A 17,125-nucleotide genomic window follows, 5' to 3' on the forward strand; every position below is an offset into this window, starting at 1 on the left:
TTACAGCGTCTGCACCTGCACAGGCGCCCCGGGCTTGCCCGAGATTTTGGGGGCGACCACGAGGTAGCGGCGCTTGTCACCGGCATCGCCCATTCCCGGCGTGACCAGCTCGCGAATCTGGCCGAGCGCATTGACGATCGCCGAGCCGGCCGGATTGGACACGAAATTCGCCAGTACCTGAATGTCACCCGTGCCATCCGGGTTATCGGCCAGGCCGAGCACATAGGGCTGCTTAGGTTGCAGCCCGGTGACAGCAGCCTGGAGAACCTGCACGAGCCCCTGGTCGAACAGCGCAACCGTGGTCGGTGGATTGGCGGTATCCGCCGCCTTGCCCGCCCCCACCGGCATCAGCGAGATATGCACGCTCTGACCGGCCAGGCCGAGTGGCTGGAGATTCTGTGCCCCATCACCCTCCGGCACCGCATTCGGCACATAGGTGACAGCCTGCGGCGCCTGGCCAATGGGCACAGTCGCGACGACCGTGTTGGTGCGTGTGTCGATCGCCGCCATCGCATCGGCGTTCTCGAGACCGACATAGATGCGGCTGCCGTCCCCCGACGGCCAAAGTCCATGCGGCAAGTTGCCGACAGGGATCGTCGCGACCTGCGAAAAGTCGTCGGTTCGAAACACCTTGATCACGTTCAGGCCGCCAACAGTGACGTACGCGAACGTGCCCTTCACGTTATGGACGATGTTCACGTGATTCGTGATCGGCCCCGTGTCGAGCGTCCTGATGAGCGCGAATGGCGGCTGTGCATCGAACACCTGGACCTTGCCGGTGTCCTTGAGCGTGAACCAGACCTGCTTGCCGTCGGGCGTCGCCGCGAGATCGGGACAGAAGGGACTGGCCTGCCTGACCGTGCCGACGATCTTGTGGTCGGCCACGGAGACCACTTCGGTCTCCGGGTTGAAGGACGAACAAACGTAACCATACTTCCCGTCCGGCGAGAAGATCTGCATGCCGGGGCCGGCCGGAACGGTAATGCGGGCTTTTTCCTCGTACGTCTTGCCGTCGAGCACCGCGACGTAGTTTTCGCCGCGCACGGTGACCCAGACTTCCTTGCCATCGGGAGTGAAAAACGCCTCATGAGGCGAGCGTCCGACGTAAGTGACGTGCTTGACGGCGTTGGTCTGCGTGTCGATGAACGACACCGAATTAGATCCGATCGAGACGACCGCGATCGTATGATGGTCCGGCGAGTAGCCCATGCCGTGCACGAGCAGTTGCCCCTTGTACAAGGGGCTGAAATTGCCCGGCGAGGGATCGCCGAGACGGATCAGGCCGACCAGCCTGTTGTCCGCGGGGTCGACCACCGACACCGTGTTCGAAAACTGCTCGGCCGCGTAAACGCGATCGTGGTGGCTCACCGGAACGTCAGGATCGGACAGCGATCCCGGAGCCTGTCCGCCCCAGGCGAACTGCATTGCGGCCAGCGCGGCCGCCGACAATGCGATGGCGAAAGACGATTGGCGTTTCATCACTGGTCCTCGCGCTTGGGGTTGGGCAGGTTCATTTGAATGCCTTGGCGGGATGTGGGGTGGAAAGGCACAGCAGGGATGGAAGCCGGCCTTTGCTGATCCGGTGCGGCAACCTGCGGCGGCAATGGCTGACCGAGCGCCACGCGCATGGCAACGATTTCCTGTTGTTGCTCGACGACGATCTCCTGCGCGATGCGGCGCAACTGTTCGTTGTGCCCATAGCGCAGTTCGGCCTGTGCCATGTCGATGGCGCCTTGATGGTGAGGCACCATCATTGCGACGAAATCACGATCGACGTCGCCTGTCGGCGTCACGGTCATGTCGTCCATCATCCTCGCCATGGCGGTATCGTTCTCGGCCAGGAAGGGCGCTTCGTCGGGGGCCGCCGGTTGGGAACGCGAAGCGGACGCGGACGAACCGCAAAACGACAGGATCGTCAGCACGACGACGGCACTCAGGAACATCCGCCCGGCATGAGGACTTGAGGTATGCACGATGGTTCTCCCGTTGTGGCAAACAGGTGTCTCATCGCAGTGAACCCGTCAGAGGCGGCGTTATTCCGCCCCTCGCGCAGTTTTCGCAAAAGTGGAGGTTAGAAGCCGAAGCACCGCCTGCCGCTATCACGCGCGCGCCAACCGCTGCTGCCCCGCCACGGCTTGCCTATTTCGCCTCTTCCACGCGCCGCTCGTCGGTCGAACTGGGAAATCGGGTCTGCCCATAACGGATGATCAGCACGCCCAGCGCAATCAGCACGATTGCCACCGCGGAAGCCAGCAAATGCAGTTCGGTGTTCGCGCCCGCGCGCAGGATGAGGTCTCGTGCAATCGAGACCATCGCAATGTAGAGCGGGAAGCGCACGGGCAACTGCCCGGCCTTGAGGTACTGCCCGACCATCGCGAATATCTCGAGATAGAGGAACATCAGCAGCAGATCGGTCAGGGTCACGCCGTCCGAATGCACCATGTGCCAGATCAGCGCGGCCACGGCCGCCACTGTGCCGATTCCGATGATGAACAGGCCGAAGAGTTCGGCCAGTTCCATGGCGCGCTCGAGGCGCTCCTTGATCGCTCGTTGCAGAGCGTTCTCGTACTTCATCTTCGCGATTCCCATAGATACGGAACGGCGATAGTAGCGCGGCAAGATGAAAGTTCGAAATGCGGAAAGAAATACGCTGCGGCGTTGGGAGCCGGCGTGAGGCCGAAGTGGAGAGGATCGCGGCGGCGCGCTAGCGCCGTCGCACATCAACGCTGTGTCACCGGCAAACTGGCAGTTCCGCAGCGCGGGCTCTGGCTTGCTGCGCCGCCGCCGCGTTGTATGCGTCCCTGTTCTGCGACGCATACTTGTACTGCTGATCTGCAACGGTAAATTGCTGGAGTTCCCGGCTGCATCGATCGCCGGAAGAACTGTGGTTCTGGCATCGGCGCACGGTGACCAGCGCCTGCAGCCGCTGGTTATCGGCCGAGGCGTAATCGTTGCCGATGCGATAAGCGTCGAATCCCTGAGTGATCGCGGCAACGCGCGCCTCAGTCGCAGCGTGCTGCCGCGGGGTGGCACAAGGGGAACCGAAGCGGGATTGCGTCTGCCCGAACGCGTGCATGACGACAAGGCACAGGGTCAATCCGAGCCATGAAGATTTTCGCCGCATGCCATTCCTCGTACTTTCCGGTTATTCGCGCTCCTCTATTTGCCGCCAGCGCGTGAATTCAATGTAGAAAGCCGCCCGCAACCGATCAAGAAGATTCGTACCGCGTGTTGGCAGCATGGGTGATGTACCGCACAGAGCGTGCGGAATTCGACATGTTCGAAAACGTACCGATACGCGGGCGACCGCCTGCGTACGTGACATCAGCGCTTGCGCGCCACGCCGGCGCAATGAGGACTAGCATATCGTCAGTGGATTGAGCAATCTGGTCGAGGGGCTCGATGGCCGACCTGCCTCTTCTGCACTTGCGAACGCACCGGATTCCGCCAGAAGCTCTGGCACGCCATCGGCCGCCAGGGAGCGTCAAATGGACAGAATCGCGCTGGCCTGTGTGGCCGTCCTCGGTCTCTTGCTGTTTGGTCTCGGCGTGTCGATCTCCATACTGCGCTTTCGCCAAGGCACGCTCTCGGGCTGCGAGCCCGACCCGTCGAGTCTCTTGTACAAGTTCGTGCGCGCGCATGCGAACACCGCCGAGTATGTCCCCTTCCTTGCGGTGCTTTTTCTCTACCTGGGCGCGCGCTCGCCTTCGCCTGCCACGCTCGCGCTGATGGTCGCCGCAACCGTGTGCCGCTGCCTCGAGGTGATCGGACTGCTCGCCTTTCGTACGATGGCGAAGCCCAATCCCGCGAGATTTCTCGGTGCGCTCGGCACGTATGCGGCCGGGATCGCCCTGAGTCTCGCGTTGCTGCATTGAGTCATGGCGCCGCGCCGGACTGTTGCCCGGCCGGGCCTCAGCGCGCGACGACCATGCACACCGCTGTCGCCGTGGCAACGAGCTGATCGTCCTGCCAGAGTTCTCCGTTCACGTTGCACACGCCGCGCCCCCTGCGCACGAGCGTCGCGCGGCCGATCAGCTTGCCTGGCTTCGCGGGCCGCAGAAATGAGGTGTTCAGGTTCAGCGTCGCGCAGTGCTCGCCTTCGGCCAGCGTGGAGACGACGAGCGTCGCCGTTACGTCGTCGAGCATGGCGCACAGCATGCCGCCTTGTACCTGTCCCGCCGGGTTCAGGAAGGCGGGCGCGCCGATGTACTCCGCTTCGAGCGCATCGTCGGTCAACGAAACAAAGGTGCCGCCCAGCGTCGTGGTAATGGGCGGCAGCGAGCCATGCTCGCCGTAGACACGGGCAACCACGGGCTTTTCGTCGATTTCCATGGATGGTTTCCTTATTGGCGCTTCATGGATCATTCGCCACGAAAGACCGGCCTGCGCTTTTCCTTCCACGCGAGGGATCCTTCGCGAAGGTCGTGGGAAGCATCGGCCCGCGCTACGTCGCGCTGGAATTCAGCCGCGTCGAGCGTGCCGTTCGCAATGCGGTTCAGATACTTCTTCATGCCGAGCAGGGCAAGCGGCGCCATGCCAGCGAGTTCTCCGCTCAGACGCTCGACTTCATCGGATAACGTTGCGTGCGCAACGACCCTGTCGAGAAAGCCGCAGGCCAGCATTTGCGCGGCGTCGAGCGTGGCCGCGCGCAGCAGCAGCTGCTTCGCCACGTTCAAGCCAAGGCGCGAGACGTAACGCTGCAAACCGCCGCGGTAGAACAGCAGCCCGAGCCGCGCTGCCGGCACGAACATCTCGCTGCCCTCCACGCCGATGCGAAAATCGCACGCAAGCGCGAGATCGGTCGCACCACCATAAACACCGCCGTTGATCGCGGCGATCGTCACGGGGCGCGCCTGCTCGAGCTCATCGGCAAGCGCCTCGAAACTCGCCGCCGCATTGTCGTCCGCGAGGCTGCCGATATTGAAGCCCGCGCAAAAGTGGCGGCCCTCGGCGCACAGGCGCAGCACCAGCACGTCGCGCTTCGCGTTCACGTCGCGGATGAAACCGCGCAGCGTGGCGAGGTCCTCCGGTTCGAGACGGTTCGCCCTGGCCGGGCGGCGCAGCGTAATCGTCGCAATCGCGCCCGCGATGGTGAGTTCGGGCGCAAGGCCCGGCGAGTGGGCGGGTTTCGAGGTCATGTCCGGGCTCAATGGAAGTTGTAGATCTGCATTGTCGTCTCCCCGGCCTCGATGCGCTTGCAGATCGCCGCTTCGTCGGCCTCGCGTTGCGCACCCTTCGCCACGACCTCGGCCGCGCGCGCGCGCGGAATCACCACCACGCCATCGCGATCGCCGACGATCAGATCGCCCGCGCTCACCGTCACGTTGCCGATCATCACCGGCTCGTTGATCCAGCCGATCGCGCCATAGTCCTTGCCGGTGCCGCGAATGGCAAGCCCGCGCGAAAAGACCGGAAACCCGATCGACTCCAGCAGGTCGGCGTCGCGCACCGCGCCGTCGATCACGAGACCCGCGAGCCCGCGCACTTTCGCGGCCGTCGTCATCACCTCGCCCCAGTAACCGTGCTCGTACACGCCGTTCGTGTAGACCACCAGCACGTCGCCCGGCTGCGCGAGCAGAATCGCGCGGTGCAGCCAGAGGTTGTCGCCGCCGGGCGAGTGCACGGTGACGGCCGTGCCGCAAATCCGGAAACCCGGCGCCACCGGCTTGATGGCGGCCGGCAATGCGCCGATCTTGCCGCCGGCTTCATGCAGCGTGGCCGCGGGCACGCGGCGCGCGTCCTCCACCACGCTCTTGTCGACGCGTTCTATCGCAGTGCGAATCGTCGTGCTCGAATCGTGCTCGTTCATGTTCATTTCCCCCGCGTCTGCAACTGGTGATACTTGAACTGCTTGCGCGCTTCGTCAAGACGCATGCCGCCACGGCACGCCTCGCGAATCGCTTCTTCCGCGTGATGGATCATTTCTGCTGCTTCGAGCACGGTGTCTTCGTGTTCGTGCGGAATCACGATCACGCCATCGGCGTCGCCGCGCAGAATGTCGCCGGGCTGCACGCGCGCCTCGCCGATGTTCACGGGAATATTGGTCGCTTCCACCTGCACGCGGTCTTTGCCCGTGCGCATCCAGTGATCGCGGCTGAAGATCGGATAGCCGAGCTTCAGGCACAGCGCGACGTCGCGGCAGATGCCGTTGATGACCGTGCCCGCAATGCCGCGGCGGTGCGCGATCTCGGTGAGAATGTCGCCCCACACGGTCGCGTCTTCGCGGCCGCCGTTATCGAGGACGATGACCGCGCCTTCGGGCACGTCGTCGATATAGTCGCCCACCGTGCCGGGCGGATTGGCCGCGGGACCGTACTTGAGGGTCCATGCGCGCCCCGCGAGGCGGAAGTCGGTGCTGCGCGCCTTGACCTTGTAGCACTGGCCGTTGATGCCGAGTTTGTCGAGCGCGTCGGAAAGCGTGGCCGTGTCGAGCTTGCCTGCGCGTTCCACGTTGCGGTCGCTGCGCGCGGCGGGATTGTCGTTCGTCGTCATGGTTGCGGAATCTTTGCAGTGAACTGGAAATGGGGATGCGCTCAGGCGAGCATGTGTTCGTAGTTGCCGCCCATCACCTTGCCGACCGGCGCGCCCGCGAGAATCGCCTTCGCCATCGCAGCTTCCTTCGCGACGATCGTCTCGGCGGTCTCCAGCACAGAATCGATGTCGGCCGCGCGGATGAAGATCACGGCGCTGTTGTCGGCCACGACATAGTCGCCGGCCTCCACCTGCACCTCCCCGATCTGCACCGGCACGTTGGTGCCCTTCTCCACCACGCGGCCACGCGCCGTGCGCGCCGTGGTCGAGCGGCTGAACACGGGCAGCTCATAGCCGATGGCTTCGTCGATATCGCGCACGTGGCCGTCCGCCACCACGCCCGCCACCTGGCGCACCTTGGCTGCGAGCGACAGCAGGCCGCCCCAGCAACCGGCTTCCACGCCACTGCGTTGCTCGACCACGATCACGTTGTCGGACCCGGCCTGCTCGACGGCGGCGCAGCCCAGATGCACGGGCGGTCCCGGCGGCGCTTCGCCCGTGCCGAGCTTGACGGTGATCGCGCGGCCCGCAATGCGGCCCTGGCCCGAGCGCTGCGGCAGCCCGCTCACCACGCCGGGGAGTTTGAGTTTGTCGAGCGCGTCGGAGACGGCGCAGCAGTCGAGCCGCCGCAGGCGCTGTACGTTTTGGTCAGCCATGTCGTTGTAAGGTCCTGATTGAATGCATATTGGTCAATCGAGCGTGCGCCACGCCGCGAAACACAAGCCCGTGCCGGTCAGCGCGGGACTGCGGTAGCCCGGTATGTACGAGACCCAGTCGAGGTCGAGCGACTTCACCGCCTCGACCGCGATGATCCAGTTGCGGATTTCCGAACTGCCCGCCTGCAGTTGCTTCGGGTCGAGGGCGGCGAGCCACGCGCTGTCCTTGCGGCGAATCGCTTCGATAATGCCGTTGTCGAGTTCTTCGTCCACCACGAAGTGCGAGAGGCCGCCCGAGGCGAGCACGCCCACGCGCAGGTCTTCGGGATAGGCCTCGATCAGTTCGCGCAGCGCGGCGCCAAGCTGGATGCAGCGGCGCGGCGTGGGCTGGTTGGGCGGATCGAATGTGTTGACGATCACCGGAATCACGGGCAAATCCGTGCCCTGCAGATAGCGGCGGTGAATGAACGAGAACGCGTGGCCCTCGTACTGGCCGCGCTCGAGGCCGTCCATTGCCGCGATGTCGAAGTCGCGCTCGCAAAGCTCGCGGATCATCCAGCGGGCCATCTCCGCCTTGACGGGGTAGTGCACGTCGGCGTCGGGTTCCTGGCGCATGGTGCGGGCGCGGGCGTACCAGCTGTCGTTGGGGCTCGTCTCGCGCTTCGCGTTGCGGATCGTCTCGCCGTAATAGATCGCGAACGCCGGGTTATTCGTGTTGCGAAACAACTCGGTCTGGTCGTCGCCCACCACGAACAATACGTCGAGCTTCGCGGCGCGAATGCGATCACGCAGCTCGTCCATGGCCACTTCGGCCTGGTCGTAGCGTTCGCCCATCTTTTCCGGCGTGACCATCGCTTCGGCTTCGCGGGGCGCGCGCTCCAGCAGATCGCCGTAGCTGACGTGGTTGCCCGCCCTGTCGAAGTAATGCGGGTTCTTCGGGTCCACCGCGCGAAAACCGTGTTGCCAGTCTTCGCGCTGCGACACGAGCATGATGCTGTGCGACGAGCCGAATGCGGCTACGAGGCGTGCCATTTCGTCTCCTTCTCCTGAATGTTGTTGCCCTGCGCAAACGTGTTCAAACCACGAACGCCGCGCGCCATTGTTCGATCTGCTCGTCCGCGTAGCCGAGTTCGCGCAGGATGGCCTGCGTATGCTCGCCCTGCTCGGGCGCGAGCCTGGGCGACGCTTCACGCGGATAACGCGAGAGGCGGAACGGCTGGCCCACGAAGGCCACCGCGCCCTTGCCGGGCAGCTCCACCGGCCACGCCATGCCGAGATGCTTGACCTGAGGGTCCTCGAACACTTCGTCGATGCGGTGAATCGGCCCGCACGGCACGCCCGCCTTGATCAGGACTGCGGTCCATTCCTTCGTGGTGCGGGTCTTGAACACTTCGCCCACGGCCCGGTTCACGGCGTCGCGGTTCGCCACGCGTGCCGGGTCCGAGTCGTAGCCCGGAGCGCGCGCGAGATGCTCGAGGCCGAGCGCCTCGCACAGGCGCGTCCACATCGTCTGCCCGATGGCCGCGAGGTTCAGGTAGCCGTCCTTCGTCTGGAACACGCCGGTCGGCACGGTCAGCGGGTGCTCGTTGCCCACCTGCTGCGGCACCTTCTTGTCCACGAGCCATTGCGCCGCCTGAAAGTCGAGCATCGCCAGTTGCGCCTCGAGCAGCGAGGTCTGCACCCACTGGCCCTCGCCGGACGCTTCGCGTTCGAGCAGGGCCGTGAGAATCGCCATCGCGCAGAAGTGGCCCGCGCAAAGATCGGCGATGGGAATGCCCACGCGCATCGGGCCTTCGCCGGGCTTGCCGGTCACGCTCATGAGGCCGCCCATGCCCTGCGCGATCGAGTCGAAGCCCGGCCAGTTCGCATACGGGCCGTCCTGGCCGAAGCCCGAGATGCTCGCGTAGACGAGGCGCGGATTGATCGCGCGCAACGCGTCTGGGCCAATGCCGAGGCGGTCTTTCACATCGGGCCGGAAGTTCTCGATGAACACGTCCGCACGCTTGACGAGTTCGTGAAGGATCTCGCGGCCGGCGGGGTCCTTCATGTTCAGCGTGAGGCTTTCCTTGTTGCGGTGCAGGTTCTCATAGTCGGCGCGGTTATGATCGCGCCCGCCGATCATGTCGTCGCCGCCGGGCGCGCCGGGCGGAATTTCGAGCTTGATCACGCGCGCGCCCATGTCGGCGAAGAGGCGCATGGCCGTCGGGCCTGCGCGCACGCGCGAGGCGTCGATGATCGTGAAGCGCGAGAGCGCGCCTTTGCGGGCAGCCGCGCTTGCCTGGCCGCTTGCCTCGTAATCGTTGAATGCTTCGGTCATGGACGTTCTCCCTCAGGCCGGCGTGAACATCGCAACGGGGTAGCCGCCGTCGCTCGGCTTGAACGTCACCCGCACGCGTTGTCCGATGGCGAGCGCGGCCGGGTCGCAGTCCACGAGATTGGTGAGCATCGTCACGCCTTCGTCGAGCGTCACGTAGGCGAGCGTGTAGCGCGCGTCCTCCTTGCCCATCGTGCTGTACGAGTAAATCGTGCCCTGCCCGGCGGACTCGACCCACTCGGTGTTGGCGCTCAGGCAGTGCGGGCAGATATCGCGCGGGTAGTAGTGCGTCTCGCCGCACGCGGCACATCGCTTCAGGAGCAGGCGTCCTTCCTTCGCCGCCTCCCAGAACGGCAGCGCCTCGGGCAACACACGCGGCGGCGCAATACGGCGCGGGCCAGCGGGTTTTGCGCCCTTCTCCGCGGCCTTCTCCACTGCGGGATTCTGATTAGTCGTACTCATCGTTAAACCCGTTCCAAAATGAGCGTTGCGGCCGTATGACGTGACGCCAGCGCGCCGCCAATGCCGTTGGCGAGCGCGATGTCGCAGTTCGGCACCTGCACGGCGGGGTGGGCTTCGCCGCGCAGCTGGCGCACGGCCTCGATCACCTTCGTCACGCCGCCGCGGTTCGCGGGATGGTTGTTGCACAGGCCGCCGCCATCGGTATTGAAGGGAAGCTTGCCCACGCCAGAAATCAGGCCGCCGTCCTGCACGAATCGGCCGCCTTCGCCCTTCTTGCAGAAGCCGAGGTCTTCGAGCTGCATGAGCACCGTGATCGTGAAACTGTCGTAGAGCGACGTGTATTTGATATCGGCGGGAGTCAGGCCGGCTTCCGCGAAAGCCGCCGCGCCCGACCACTTCGCCGCCGACCAAGTGAGATCGATCTTGCCGCCTGCCGCATGTTTCGGCGCTTCGCCCGTGCCGCGCACCTTCACGAGCGGTCGCTTGAGCTGCTTCGCGATCTCGGGCCGCGCCACGATGAGCGCGCCGCCGCCATCGCTCATTACGCAGCAGTCCAGACGATGCAGCGGGTCGGACACCATCGGCGAATTCACGACGTCTTCGACGGTCACCACATTGCGCAGCATGGCGTGCGGGTTGTGCTGCGCATGGTGCGAGGCCGCGACCTTGATCCAGGCGAGCTGCTCGCTCGTCGTGCCGAACTCGTACATGTGGCGTTTCGCGACCATGCCGTACAGGTTTTGCGTGGCCGGGCCGAACGGCAGCTCGAACTGCACATCCGGTGCGTCGGGGTCCGGCGACTTGAGCGCGAGCGCCGCGCCTGCCGCACGCGGGCGGCCTGCCAGCGTAATCAGCGCCACGTTGCAGCGCCCTGCCGCGATCGCTTCCGCCGCGTGCGCGACGTGGAGGATCGGCGCGGACCCGCCGCATTCGGTCGAATCGACGTGGCACAGCTTCAGGCCAAGGTACTCCGCAATCGTGGTCGTGCCGAGGCCCGGCGCGTCGCCCGCGCAGAAGTAGCCGTCAATATCGTCTTTCGTGAGGCCCGCGTCTTCCAGCGCGCCCTTCGCGACATCGGCGTGCAGGCGCGCGACGGAGAGGTCGTCGGCCTTGCGCGTGGGATGCTCGTAGGCGCCGACGATATACGCTTGTCCGTTCAGGCTCATGCGGCCTCCTGCGCAAGACGCTGCGCCGTGAATCGGTTGAGATGCCATGTCGCGTCGCCGTAGGTCAGGTTGATCGCGAACATGCGCTTCGCGTAGTGGCCCGCGCGGCACTCTTCGGTCATGCCCATCGCGCCGTGCAGCTGGATCGCCCATTCGCCGGCGTTCTTGCAAGCGTCGCCGATGAATGCCTTCACCGCCGAAACGAAGCGGCTGCGGCGCGCGGGGTCGTTCTCGTCCACGGCGATGGCCGCGGCGCACGCCATCGATTTGCCCTGCTCCAATGCGATGAGCATGTCGGCGACGCGGTGTTGCAGCGCCTGGAACTTCGCGAGCGGCGCGCCGAACTGCGTGCGCGTCTTCAGGTGCTCGGCGGTCAGTTCGAGCAGCGCTTCGAGCGCGCCGACCGATTCCGCGCACAGCGCGGCATTGGCGCGGTCGAGCGCCGCCTCGATGAGCGGGTAGGCCTCGCCCACCTCGCCGATCGAATCGGCCTTGCTCACCGCCACGTTGGCGAAGCTCACATGCGCCGCCTCGCGCGCGTCGATCGTTTCGAAGCGGCGCAGCGAGACGCCTTGCGCTTTCGCATCGACGAGGAAGAGCGACAAGCCCTGCGTGTCCCCTCGCTCGCCCGAGGTCCGCACGGCCACCACGAAGGCGTCGGCAGTCGGGCCGTCGAACACGAGCGTCTTGGTGCCCTCGATGCGCCAGCCGTCGCCGGTCTCCGTCGCGCGCACCGCGATGCGTGCGAGGTCGTAGCGCGCATCGGCTTCGCCCACGGCGAGCGCGAGCACCTTTTCGCCGCATGCGGCCGCTTCGAGCCATTGCGAGCGCTGCTGCGCGCTGCCCGCCGCGCCAATCAGCGCAGCGGCCGGCATGCCGCTCGAAAGCCAGCCCGCGCCGCCCAGCGCACGGCCCAGCTGTTGCGCGACCAGCATTGTCTCCACCGCGCCATAGCCGCTGCCGCCCTGCTCGGGGTCGATGATGAGGCCGGTGATGCCGAGTTCCGCGAGACCGGCGCGGCGGCGCGCCGCGAGCGCCGCATCTTCGGCATTGCCGCGCTGATGCGCGGGATATTCGCCGTCGCAGAAGCGGCGTACCGCGTCTTGCAGTGCGACGTGATCTTCAGTCAAGGAAAAGTCCATGTTTTATCGTGTCCCGCTTCAGGCGTTGAAGAACGCGCGGCTGATCAGGTTGCGCTGCACTTCGTTCGTGCCGCCGTAAATCGACAGCTTGCGCGCGTCGAAGTAATTGGCCGCGACGGCGATGAGTTCCTCGGGGCTCGGCGGTTCGTGGCCCGCCTGGTCGAGCAGCGCGGCTTGGTCGAACGCAATGCCTTCGGGACCGGCGATATCCGCGAGCAGCGCGTAGATCGCCTGGCGCAGCTCGGTGCCGCGCACCTTGAGCATCGATGCCTCCACGGCCGGCACGCGGCTTTGCTGGTTCGCGCTGAGCATGCGCAGGCCCGTGAATTCGAGCGCCATCAGCTCGATCTCGAAGCGGCTCACGCGCGCCTCGAAGAGCGGATCGCCCGCGAGGCCCTGCTGCTTGCCGAGCGCCTTCGCGCGGGCAAGCTGCTGCTTGCACGAGCCGATGCCGGCAATGCCGGTGCGCTCGTGACCCAGCAGATACTTGCCGTACGACCAGCCCTTGTTCAGCTCGCCCACGAGGTTTCCGACGGGCACGCGCACGTTGTCGAGATAGACCTCGTTGAGATCGGTGCCGCCTTCGAGCATGCGGATCGGGCGCAGCTCGACGCCCGGCGATTTCATGTCGATGAGCAGGAACGAGATGCCCTCCTGCGGCTTCGCATGCGGGTCGGTGCGAACGAGCGCGAACATCATCTCGCACCAATGCGCGTACGAGGTCCACACCTTGTGCCCGTTCACGACGAAGTGGTCGCCGTCGAGAACGGCCGTCGTGCGTACGCTCGCGAGGTCCGAGCCCGCGCCCGGTTCCGTGAAACCCTGCGCCCACCACGTTTCGCTGCGGCGGATACCGGGCAGGTAGCGTGCCTTCTGCTCAGGCGTGCCGAACGCGTTGAGCACGGGGCCGAGCATGTTGATGCCGCTCGCGATGATGCGCGGCGCGCCGCCTGTTAGCGTTTCTTCGTCGAAGATATAGCGCTGCAGCGGCGTCCAGCCCGGTCCGCCGGCCTCCTTCGGCCACGACGGCGTGATCCAGCCGCGCTCGTAAAGGTGCGTGTACCACTCGACATAGTCGGCGCGCTCCAGCCGCAGGCCCAGTTCGGCCTTGCGCTTGAGTCGCGGCGACAGGTGCGTCCTGACGAACTCGCGCACCTCGGCGCGGAACGCTTCGTCTTCTGCGGAGAATTCCAGTCTCATTGATTCATTGTCCTTATCAGTGGTGCGAGCCGCCATGGCCGCCGTGCGAGCCGCAAACGACGAGCGCATCGAGTGCGAGCACGCGGTCGGGGTACGCGACGAGCGGGTTCACGTCGATTTCGTTGATCGCCTCGTTCGCACGCATCTGCGCGCCGATCGCGGCCACGGCCCTGGCGATGGCGGCCACGTCCACGCCTTGCGCGCCGCGCACGCCGTCGAGCAGCGCCGCGGCCTTCAGGCGGCGCAGTTCCACGACGATGTCGGCTTCGGCCATGTCGGCGGGAATCAGGCGCACGTCCTTGAGCGCCTCGATCCAGATGCCGCCAAGGCCCACCAGCACGACCGGGCCCCACTCGGCGTCGCGCTTCGCGCCCACCACGAGTTCGAGACCGCGCGGGCCCATTGCCTCGACGAGCGCGCCGTCGAGTTCCAGTTCAGGACGATGCGCGGCCACGCTCGCGTGCAGTTTGTCCCAGCCGGCGCGCAGCGCGGCCGCATCGGCGAGGCCGACCACCACGCCGCCCACGTCGCTCTTGTGCGGCAGCTCGCTCGCCTGCGCCTTCAGCACTACCGGATAGCCGATTTCATCTGCGATCCTCAGCGCTTCGTCCAGCGTCTTCGCGAGACGTCCCGGCGGCACCGGCAGGCCCGCGGCGGCGAGCCATTGCTTGCCCTGATACTCGGCGTAAATGCCGTTGGCCGGCACGCCTCCTGGCAGCGGGATTGCGGGGGGCGGCGCGGTTTGCGCACGTTGTGCGCGCTGCAGCGATTCGCCATAGGCCGCCACGCGGGCGCACGCGCGCAGCGCGCGGTCGGGCGAGCGGAAAAACGGCACGCCGCTTTGGGCAATCGCCTCGACAAAGAACGGCTGCAGCGCGTTGTTGTCGCCCATCACTGCGAGCACAGCGGGTTTGGTTGCGCGCGCAAGCGCCGGCACCAGGTGGTCCGCCTTGTCGCGCTGGGCGATGGGCGGGCCGCCCATGATCGAGAGCACGAGGCTGCCGATGTTCGGGTCAGCGAGCACGGTGTCGATCAGCTCGCCGATCAGCCCCGGATTGCGCACGCCGATGGTCGTGTAGTCGAGCGGGTTGTCCGCCACGGCGAAGTCGGGCAGCAGTCCGGTGAGCTTCTTCAGGGTCGGCTCGGTGAGCGGCGGCAAGGTGAGGCCAATGTCGTCGGCGAAGTCGAGCGTGATGTTCTTCACCGCGCCCGATGCCGTCATCACGGCGGTGCCTGCAGCAGGGGGCACCGGAAAGCGCGCGAGGATGGTCGTGGTGTCGAACAGTTCGTCGAGCGAATCGACCACCACCACGCCTTCGCGGGCGAGCAGCACGCTCGCCGTGGCGTGGTCGCCCGCCAGCGCGCCCGTATGCGACTGTGCCGCTTCGCGCGCCCGCGCGCTCTTGCCCGGCATCAGCATGACGATCGGCTTGCCCGCCGCGCGCGCTTCGCGCGCCAGCGCGAGGAAGGTCTGAGGGCGGCGCACCTGCTCGGCGTAGACCGCAATCGCGCTCGTTTGCGCATCGGCGATGAACCAGGCGAGATAGTCCTCGATGCCCAGCACGGCTTCGTTGCCTGTCGAAGCTGCCACCGTGATCGGCACGCCGCGCCCCATGAAGGCGTCGCGCAGATTCGCGGCCATGGCGCCGCTTTGCGCAACCACGCCCACGCCCTTGCGGCCTGCGCACGGATACGGCGAGAGCGCCTCGAAGGTGACCGGCACGCCGGCTTCGAAGTTGGTGAAGCCCATGCAGTTGGGGCCGATGAGCGCGATACCCGCTGCGTTCGCGGCCTCCGTCAGCGCCTGCTGCTTCGCACGGCCTTCTTCTCCGGCTTCGGCATAGCCCGACGCGAAGATCACCGCCGCGCCGGTGCCCCGCGCGCCCAGAGTGCGCACGGCGTCGAGCACACCGGCCTCGGGAATGCAGAGCACGGCGAGATCGACGCCTTCGGGCAGCGCATCCACGCTGCTCACGCAGGGGCGGCCGTTGATTTCCTGGCTGCTGCGCGAGACGAGATGGACCTCGCCCGCGTAGCCGAAGCGCTCCAGGTTTTGCAGCACGAAATTGCCGAACGAGCGCGGGTCGGCGGAAGCGCCGACGATCGCAATCGAGCGCGGCTTCAGCACGCGGTCGACGGACAACACGCCATCGGCTTCGGAGAGTGACTTACTCATCAGGTCATGCCTCTTCTTGATTGGCGATCCCGGCGCTGGCTTACCGGGATCAGTTCGATTGGTAGCCATTCTGGCATACCAGAACCGCATTCTCAATACACCAGAGGTGGGTTTTGATGGCTAGTGTTTTCCCCTAGCGCACTTGCCGCGGCCTGGCACGTTCGGTATATGCACTTGATTTTGCGTAGTTTTTGCACGGACAAAGTGGCTATCCCGCAGCAGGACAGGATGTATAAGAAAATTACCATCTTGAATACCACGAACTCGAATTGGTATATTCTAGGCATCCGACCACCGATCAAACCCGCCCTCCCATGAAACCTGTAGTCGATCTGCCCGTCGAGCACCAGGGCGCCGCGCCCGACCTGCACGCTGCCGCGCCGCGCATGCGAGCCAGTCTCGCGAACGACATTCGCGAGACCCTGCAGGCCGAGATCGAAAACGGCCAGCTCGCGCCGGGCATGCCGATCGACGAACGCGCGCTCGCGGCGCGTTTCAACGTGTCGCGCACGCCGGTGCGCGAGGCGCTTCAGCATCTGGCGGCGCGCGACCTCGTGCTGATCTCGCCGCGCCAGGGCATCACCGTGGCGCGCCTGTCCATCGCGAAAGTGCGCTCGATGCTCGAATACATCGGCGAACTGGAGGCATTGTGCGCGCGCTTTTGTGCACGGCGCGCGAGCGACACCCTGCACGAAGCGCTCGACCGCGCGCTGATGGCGTGCCAGCAGGCCGCGGTGGAAGGCGACGCGAGCGAATACGCCCGCGCCAACGAGGCCTTTCACGACACCATTTACGACGGCAGCCGCAACGAGTGCCTCGCCGATCAGATCCGCGCGGCGCGCCGCCAGTCGGCGCGCTACCGCGTGGCCGACCTGCGCAACCGCAGCCAGATCAGCCGCTCGCTGCAGGAGCACTTCGAGATTGCCCGCGCGATCCAGGCCGGCGACGAAGCGAAGGCCGCCGACGTGATGCGGCGCCACGTTCCCGCGGGCACCACCGGCTTTTCCGAGTTCCTCGCGGCCGTGCCGCGTCACTTTTTCGACTTCGGCACCGACTGAGAAGCCAGGTCATCCTGAACAATTACCACGGAGACAACATGCCCCGCTCCATCGACGTCCCAGGCCTCGCGCACAACGCCCCGATCCCCGTGGGCGCACGCGTCGGCAACGTGCTGTGCTCGTCGGCGATCGCCGGCAAGGACCCGGCGACGGGCAAGCTCGCCGCCTCGGCCGCGGACCAGGCACGCCTCGCGTTCGACAACCTCGAACGCTTTCTCGACGCGGGCGGCGCCACGCTCGCGGATGTCGTCAAGCTCGCCGTGTACGTGAAAGACGACAGCGTGCGCGAGCACCTCAACGCGCACTGGCTAGTGCGCTGGCCCGACCCGGCCCAGCGCCCCGCGCGCCATGTCGTCGTGCACGACCTTCAGCACGGCATGGTCCTGCAACTCGAAGTCATGGCCGTGGCGTCGTCCTGAG

General features: G+C 66.0%; 19 protein-coding genes. 3 read left to right on the forward strand and 16 right to left on the reverse strand.

Going from position 1 to position 17,125, the window contains the following annotated elements; all coding sequences use genetic code 11:
* The 4 genes from BMI01S_RS16890 to BMI01S_RS16905 all read right to left on the reverse strand — a co-directional run bounded on the left by BMI01S_RS16890 (position 1) and on the right by BMI01S_RS16905 (position 3,124).
* Positions 1–1,479, reverse strand: coding sequence for a YncE family protein (locus BMI01S_RS16890; protein WP_028212454.1), 1,479 nt, complete (start codon positions 1,477–1,479; stop codon positions 1–3).
* A complete protein-coding gene (locus tag BMI01S_RS16895; RefSeq protein WP_028212453.1) occupies positions 1,479–1,973 on the reverse strand; it encodes a DUF305 domain-containing protein in 495 nt (164 codons plus the stop codon). Before BMI01S_RS16895 ends, BMI01S_RS16890 begins: the two co-directional genes overlap by 1 nt.
* A 166-nt stretch (positions 1,974–2,139) precedes the next feature.
* Complete coding sequence (locus tag BMI01S_RS16900; RefSeq protein ID WP_036019277.1) at positions 2,140–2,574, reverse strand: phosphate-starvation-inducible protein PsiE; 435 nt, start codon at positions 2,572–2,574, stop codon at positions 2,140–2,142.
* Between the two features lie 157 nt (positions 2,575–2,731).
* Positions 2,732–3,124, reverse strand: a complete 393-nt coding sequence (locus BMI01S_RS16905) for a hypothetical protein (RefSeq protein WP_154671239.1) — start codon at positions 3,122–3,124, stop codon at positions 2,732–2,734.
* A 364-nt stretch (positions 3,125–3,488) separates the two neighbouring features.
* Between BMI01S_RS16905 and BMI01S_RS16910 the strand changes: the two genes are divergently transcribed.
* Positions 3,489–3,875: an MAPEG family protein gene (locus BMI01S_RS16910; RefSeq protein ID WP_028230931.1), complete on the forward strand. Its 387-nt coding sequence runs from the start codon at positions 3,489–3,491 to the stop codon at positions 3,873–3,875.
* A gap of 37 nt (positions 3,876–3,912) precedes the next feature.
* Here the strand turns inward: BMI01S_RS16910 and BMI01S_RS16915 are convergent, their stop codons facing one another.
* Genes BMI01S_RS16915 through BMI01S_RS16970 form a run of 12 tightly spaced genes read right to left on the reverse strand, consistent with a single transcriptional unit; the run spans position 3,913 to position 15,647 of the window.
* Positions 3,913–4,332 (reverse strand): PaaI family thioesterase, encoded by a 420-nt coding sequence (locus tag BMI01S_RS16915; protein ID WP_051381408.1) that lies wholly within the window; start codon positions 4,330–4,332, stop codon positions 3,913–3,915.
* Between the two features lie 29 nt (positions 4,333–4,361).
* On the reverse strand, positions 4,362–5,138 hold the full coding sequence (locus BMI01S_RS16920; RefSeq protein WP_028230933.1) for an enoyl-CoA hydratase/isomerase family protein: 777 nt from the start codon (positions 5,136–5,138) through the stop codon (positions 4,362–4,364).
* Positions 5,139–5,146: 8 nt separating this feature from the next.
* The gene (locus BMI01S_RS16925) at positions 5,147–5,809 is read right to left on the reverse strand and encodes a 4-carboxy-4-hydroxy-2-oxoadipate aldolase/oxaloacetate decarboxylase (RefSeq protein WP_028230934.1); all 663 of its coding nucleotides are present in this window, start codon (positions 5,807–5,809) and stop codon (positions 5,147–5,149) included.
* A 2-nt stretch (positions 5,810–5,811) separates the two neighbouring features.
* Positions 5,812–6,492: an RraA family protein gene (locus tag BMI01S_RS16930; protein ID WP_028230935.1), complete on the reverse strand. Its 681-nt coding sequence runs from the start codon at positions 6,490–6,492 to the stop codon at positions 5,812–5,814.
* 41 nt (positions 6,493–6,533) lie between these two features.
* Positions 6,534–7,187 (reverse strand): RraA family protein, encoded by a 654-nt coding sequence (locus tag BMI01S_RS16935; RefSeq protein WP_028212445.1) that lies wholly within the window; start codon positions 7,185–7,187, stop codon positions 6,534–6,536.
* 33 nt (positions 7,188–7,220) lie between these two features.
* Entirely contained in the window at positions 7,221–8,219 is a 999-nt protein-coding gene (locus BMI01S_RS16940) for a DODA-type extradiol aromatic ring-opening family dioxygenase (protein ID WP_028212444.1), read from the reverse strand.
* Positions 8,220–8,262: 43 nt separating this feature from the next.
* Positions 8,263–9,504 carry a CaiB/BaiF CoA transferase family protein gene (locus tag BMI01S_RS16945; protein ID WP_028212443.1) on the reverse strand — a complete coding sequence of 414 codons (1,242 nt, stop codon included), beginning with the start codon at positions 9,502–9,504 and terminating at the stop codon, positions 8,263–8,265.
* Between the two features lie 12 nt (positions 9,505–9,516).
* On the reverse strand, positions 9,517–9,963 hold the full coding sequence (locus BMI01S_RS16950; protein ID WP_081723405.1) for a Zn-ribbon domain-containing OB-fold protein: 447 nt from the start codon (positions 9,961–9,963) through the stop codon (positions 9,517–9,519).
* Positions 9,964–9,965: 2 nt separating this feature from the next.
* A complete protein-coding gene (locus tag BMI01S_RS16955; protein ID WP_028230937.1) occupies positions 9,966–11,129 on the reverse strand; it encodes a thiolase domain-containing protein in 1,164 nt (387 codons plus the stop codon).
* Positions 11,126–12,271 (reverse strand): acyl-CoA dehydrogenase family protein, encoded by a 1,146-nt coding sequence (locus BMI01S_RS16960; RefSeq protein WP_028230938.1) that lies wholly within the window; start codon positions 12,269–12,271, stop codon positions 11,126–11,128. Before BMI01S_RS16960 ends, BMI01S_RS16955 begins: the two co-directional genes overlap by 4 nt.
* An 18-nt stretch (positions 12,272–12,289) precedes the next feature.
* Complete coding sequence (locus BMI01S_RS16965; protein WP_028230939.1) at positions 12,290–13,471, reverse strand: acyl-CoA dehydrogenase family protein; 1,182 nt, start codon at positions 13,469–13,471, stop codon at positions 12,290–12,292.
* Between the two features lie 16 nt (positions 13,472–13,487).
* Positions 13,488–15,647 carry an acetate--CoA ligase family protein gene (locus BMI01S_RS16970; protein WP_028230940.1) on the reverse strand — a complete coding sequence of 720 codons (2,160 nt, stop codon included), beginning with the start codon at positions 15,645–15,647 and terminating at the stop codon, positions 13,488–13,490.
* Positions 15,648–15,961: 314 nt separating this feature from the next.
* On the opposite strand from BMI01S_RS16970, the gene BMI01S_RS16975 reads away from it, so the two are divergent.
* Both BMI01S_RS16975 and BMI01S_RS16980 read left to right on the forward strand, forming a co-directional pair.
* A complete protein-coding gene (locus tag BMI01S_RS16975) occupies positions 15,962–16,705 on the forward strand; it encodes a GntR family transcriptional regulator (RefSeq protein ID WP_081723406.1) in 744 nt (247 codons plus the stop codon).
* A 38-nt stretch (positions 16,706–16,743) separates the two neighbouring features.
* Positions 16,744–17,124, forward strand: coding sequence for a RidA family protein (locus BMI01S_RS16980; RefSeq protein ID WP_028212436.1), 381 nt, complete (start codon positions 16,744–16,746; stop codon positions 17,122–17,124).
* Position 17,125 lies beyond the last annotated feature (1 nt).

Origin of the sequence: Paraburkholderia mimosarum LMG 23256 = NBRC 106338 (genome assembly GCF_000739815.1) — a bacterium.
In the GTDB taxonomy this organism is placed as follows: Bacteria; Pseudomonadota; Gammaproteobacteria; order Burkholderiales; family Burkholderiaceae; genus Paraburkholderia; species Paraburkholderia mimosarum.

Bases quoted from the DNA above. Each gene is read 5' to 3' on its own strand.
- BMI01S_RS16890 (WP_028212454.1), bottom strand. From the start codon at position 1,479: ATGAAACGCCAATCGTCTTTCGCCATCGCATTGTCGGCGGCCGCGCTG.
- BMI01S_RS16900 (WP_036019277.1), bottom strand. From the start codon at position 2,574: ATGAAGTACGAGAACGCTCTGCAACGAGCGATCAAGGAGCGCCTCGAG.
- BMI01S_RS16905 (WP_154671239.1), bottom strand. From the start codon at position 3,124: ATGCGGCGAAAATCTTCATGGCTCGGATTGACCCTGTGCCTTGTCGTC.
- BMI01S_RS16910 (WP_028230931.1), top strand. From the start codon at position 3,489: ATGGACAGAATCGCGCTGGCCTGTGTGGCCGTCCTCGGTCTCTTGCTG.
- BMI01S_RS16915 (WP_051381408.1), bottom strand. From the start codon at position 4,332: ATGGAAATCGACGAAAAGCCCGTGGTTGCCCGTGTCTACGGCGAGCAT.
- BMI01S_RS16920 (WP_028230933.1), bottom strand. From the start codon at position 5,138: ATGACCTCGAAACCCGCCCACTCGCCGGGCCTTGCGCCCGAACTCACC.
- BMI01S_RS16925 (WP_028230934.1), bottom strand. From the start codon at position 5,809: ATGAACGAGCACGATTCGAGCACGACGATTCGCACTGCGATAGAACGC.
- BMI01S_RS16930 (WP_028230935.1), bottom strand. From the start codon at position 6,492: ATGACGACGAACGACAATCCCGCCGCGCGCAGCGACCGCAACGTGGAA.
- BMI01S_RS16935 (WP_028212445.1), bottom strand. From the start codon at position 7,187: ATGGCTGACCAAAACGTACAGCGCCTGCGGCGGCTCGACTGCTGCGCC.
- BMI01S_RS16940 (WP_028212444.1), bottom strand. From the start codon at position 8,219: ATGGCACGCCTCGTAGCCGCATTCGGCTCGTCGCACAGCATCATGCTC.
- BMI01S_RS16945 (WP_028212443.1), bottom strand. From the start codon at position 9,504: ATGACCGAAGCATTCAACGATTACGAGGCAAGCGGCCAGGCAAGCGCG.
- BMI01S_RS16950 (WP_081723405.1), bottom strand. From the start codon at position 9,963: ATGAGTACGACTAATCAGAATCCCGCAGTGGAGAAGGCCGCGGAGAAG.
- BMI01S_RS16955 (WP_028230937.1), bottom strand. From the start codon at position 11,129: ATGAGCCTGAACGGACAAGCGTATATCGTCGGCGCCTACGAGCATCCC.
- BMI01S_RS16960 (WP_028230938.1), bottom strand. From the start codon at position 12,271: ATGGACTTTTCCTTGACTGAAGATCACGTCGCACTGCAAGACGCGGTA.
- BMI01S_RS16965 (WP_028230939.1), bottom strand. From the start codon at position 13,471: ATGAGACTGGAATTCTCCGCAGAAGACGAAGCGTTCCGCGCCGAGGTG.
- BMI01S_RS16970 (WP_028230940.1), bottom strand. From the start codon at position 15,647: ATGAGTAAGTCACTCTCCGAAGCCGATGGCGTGTTGTCCGTCGACCGC.
- BMI01S_RS16975 (WP_081723406.1), top strand. From the start codon at position 15,962: ATGAAACCTGTAGTCGATCTGCCCGTCGAGCACCAGGGCGCCGCGCCC.
- BMI01S_RS16980 (WP_028212436.1), top strand. From the start codon at position 16,744: ATGCCCCGCTCCATCGACGTCCCAGGCCTCGCGCACAACGCCCCGATC.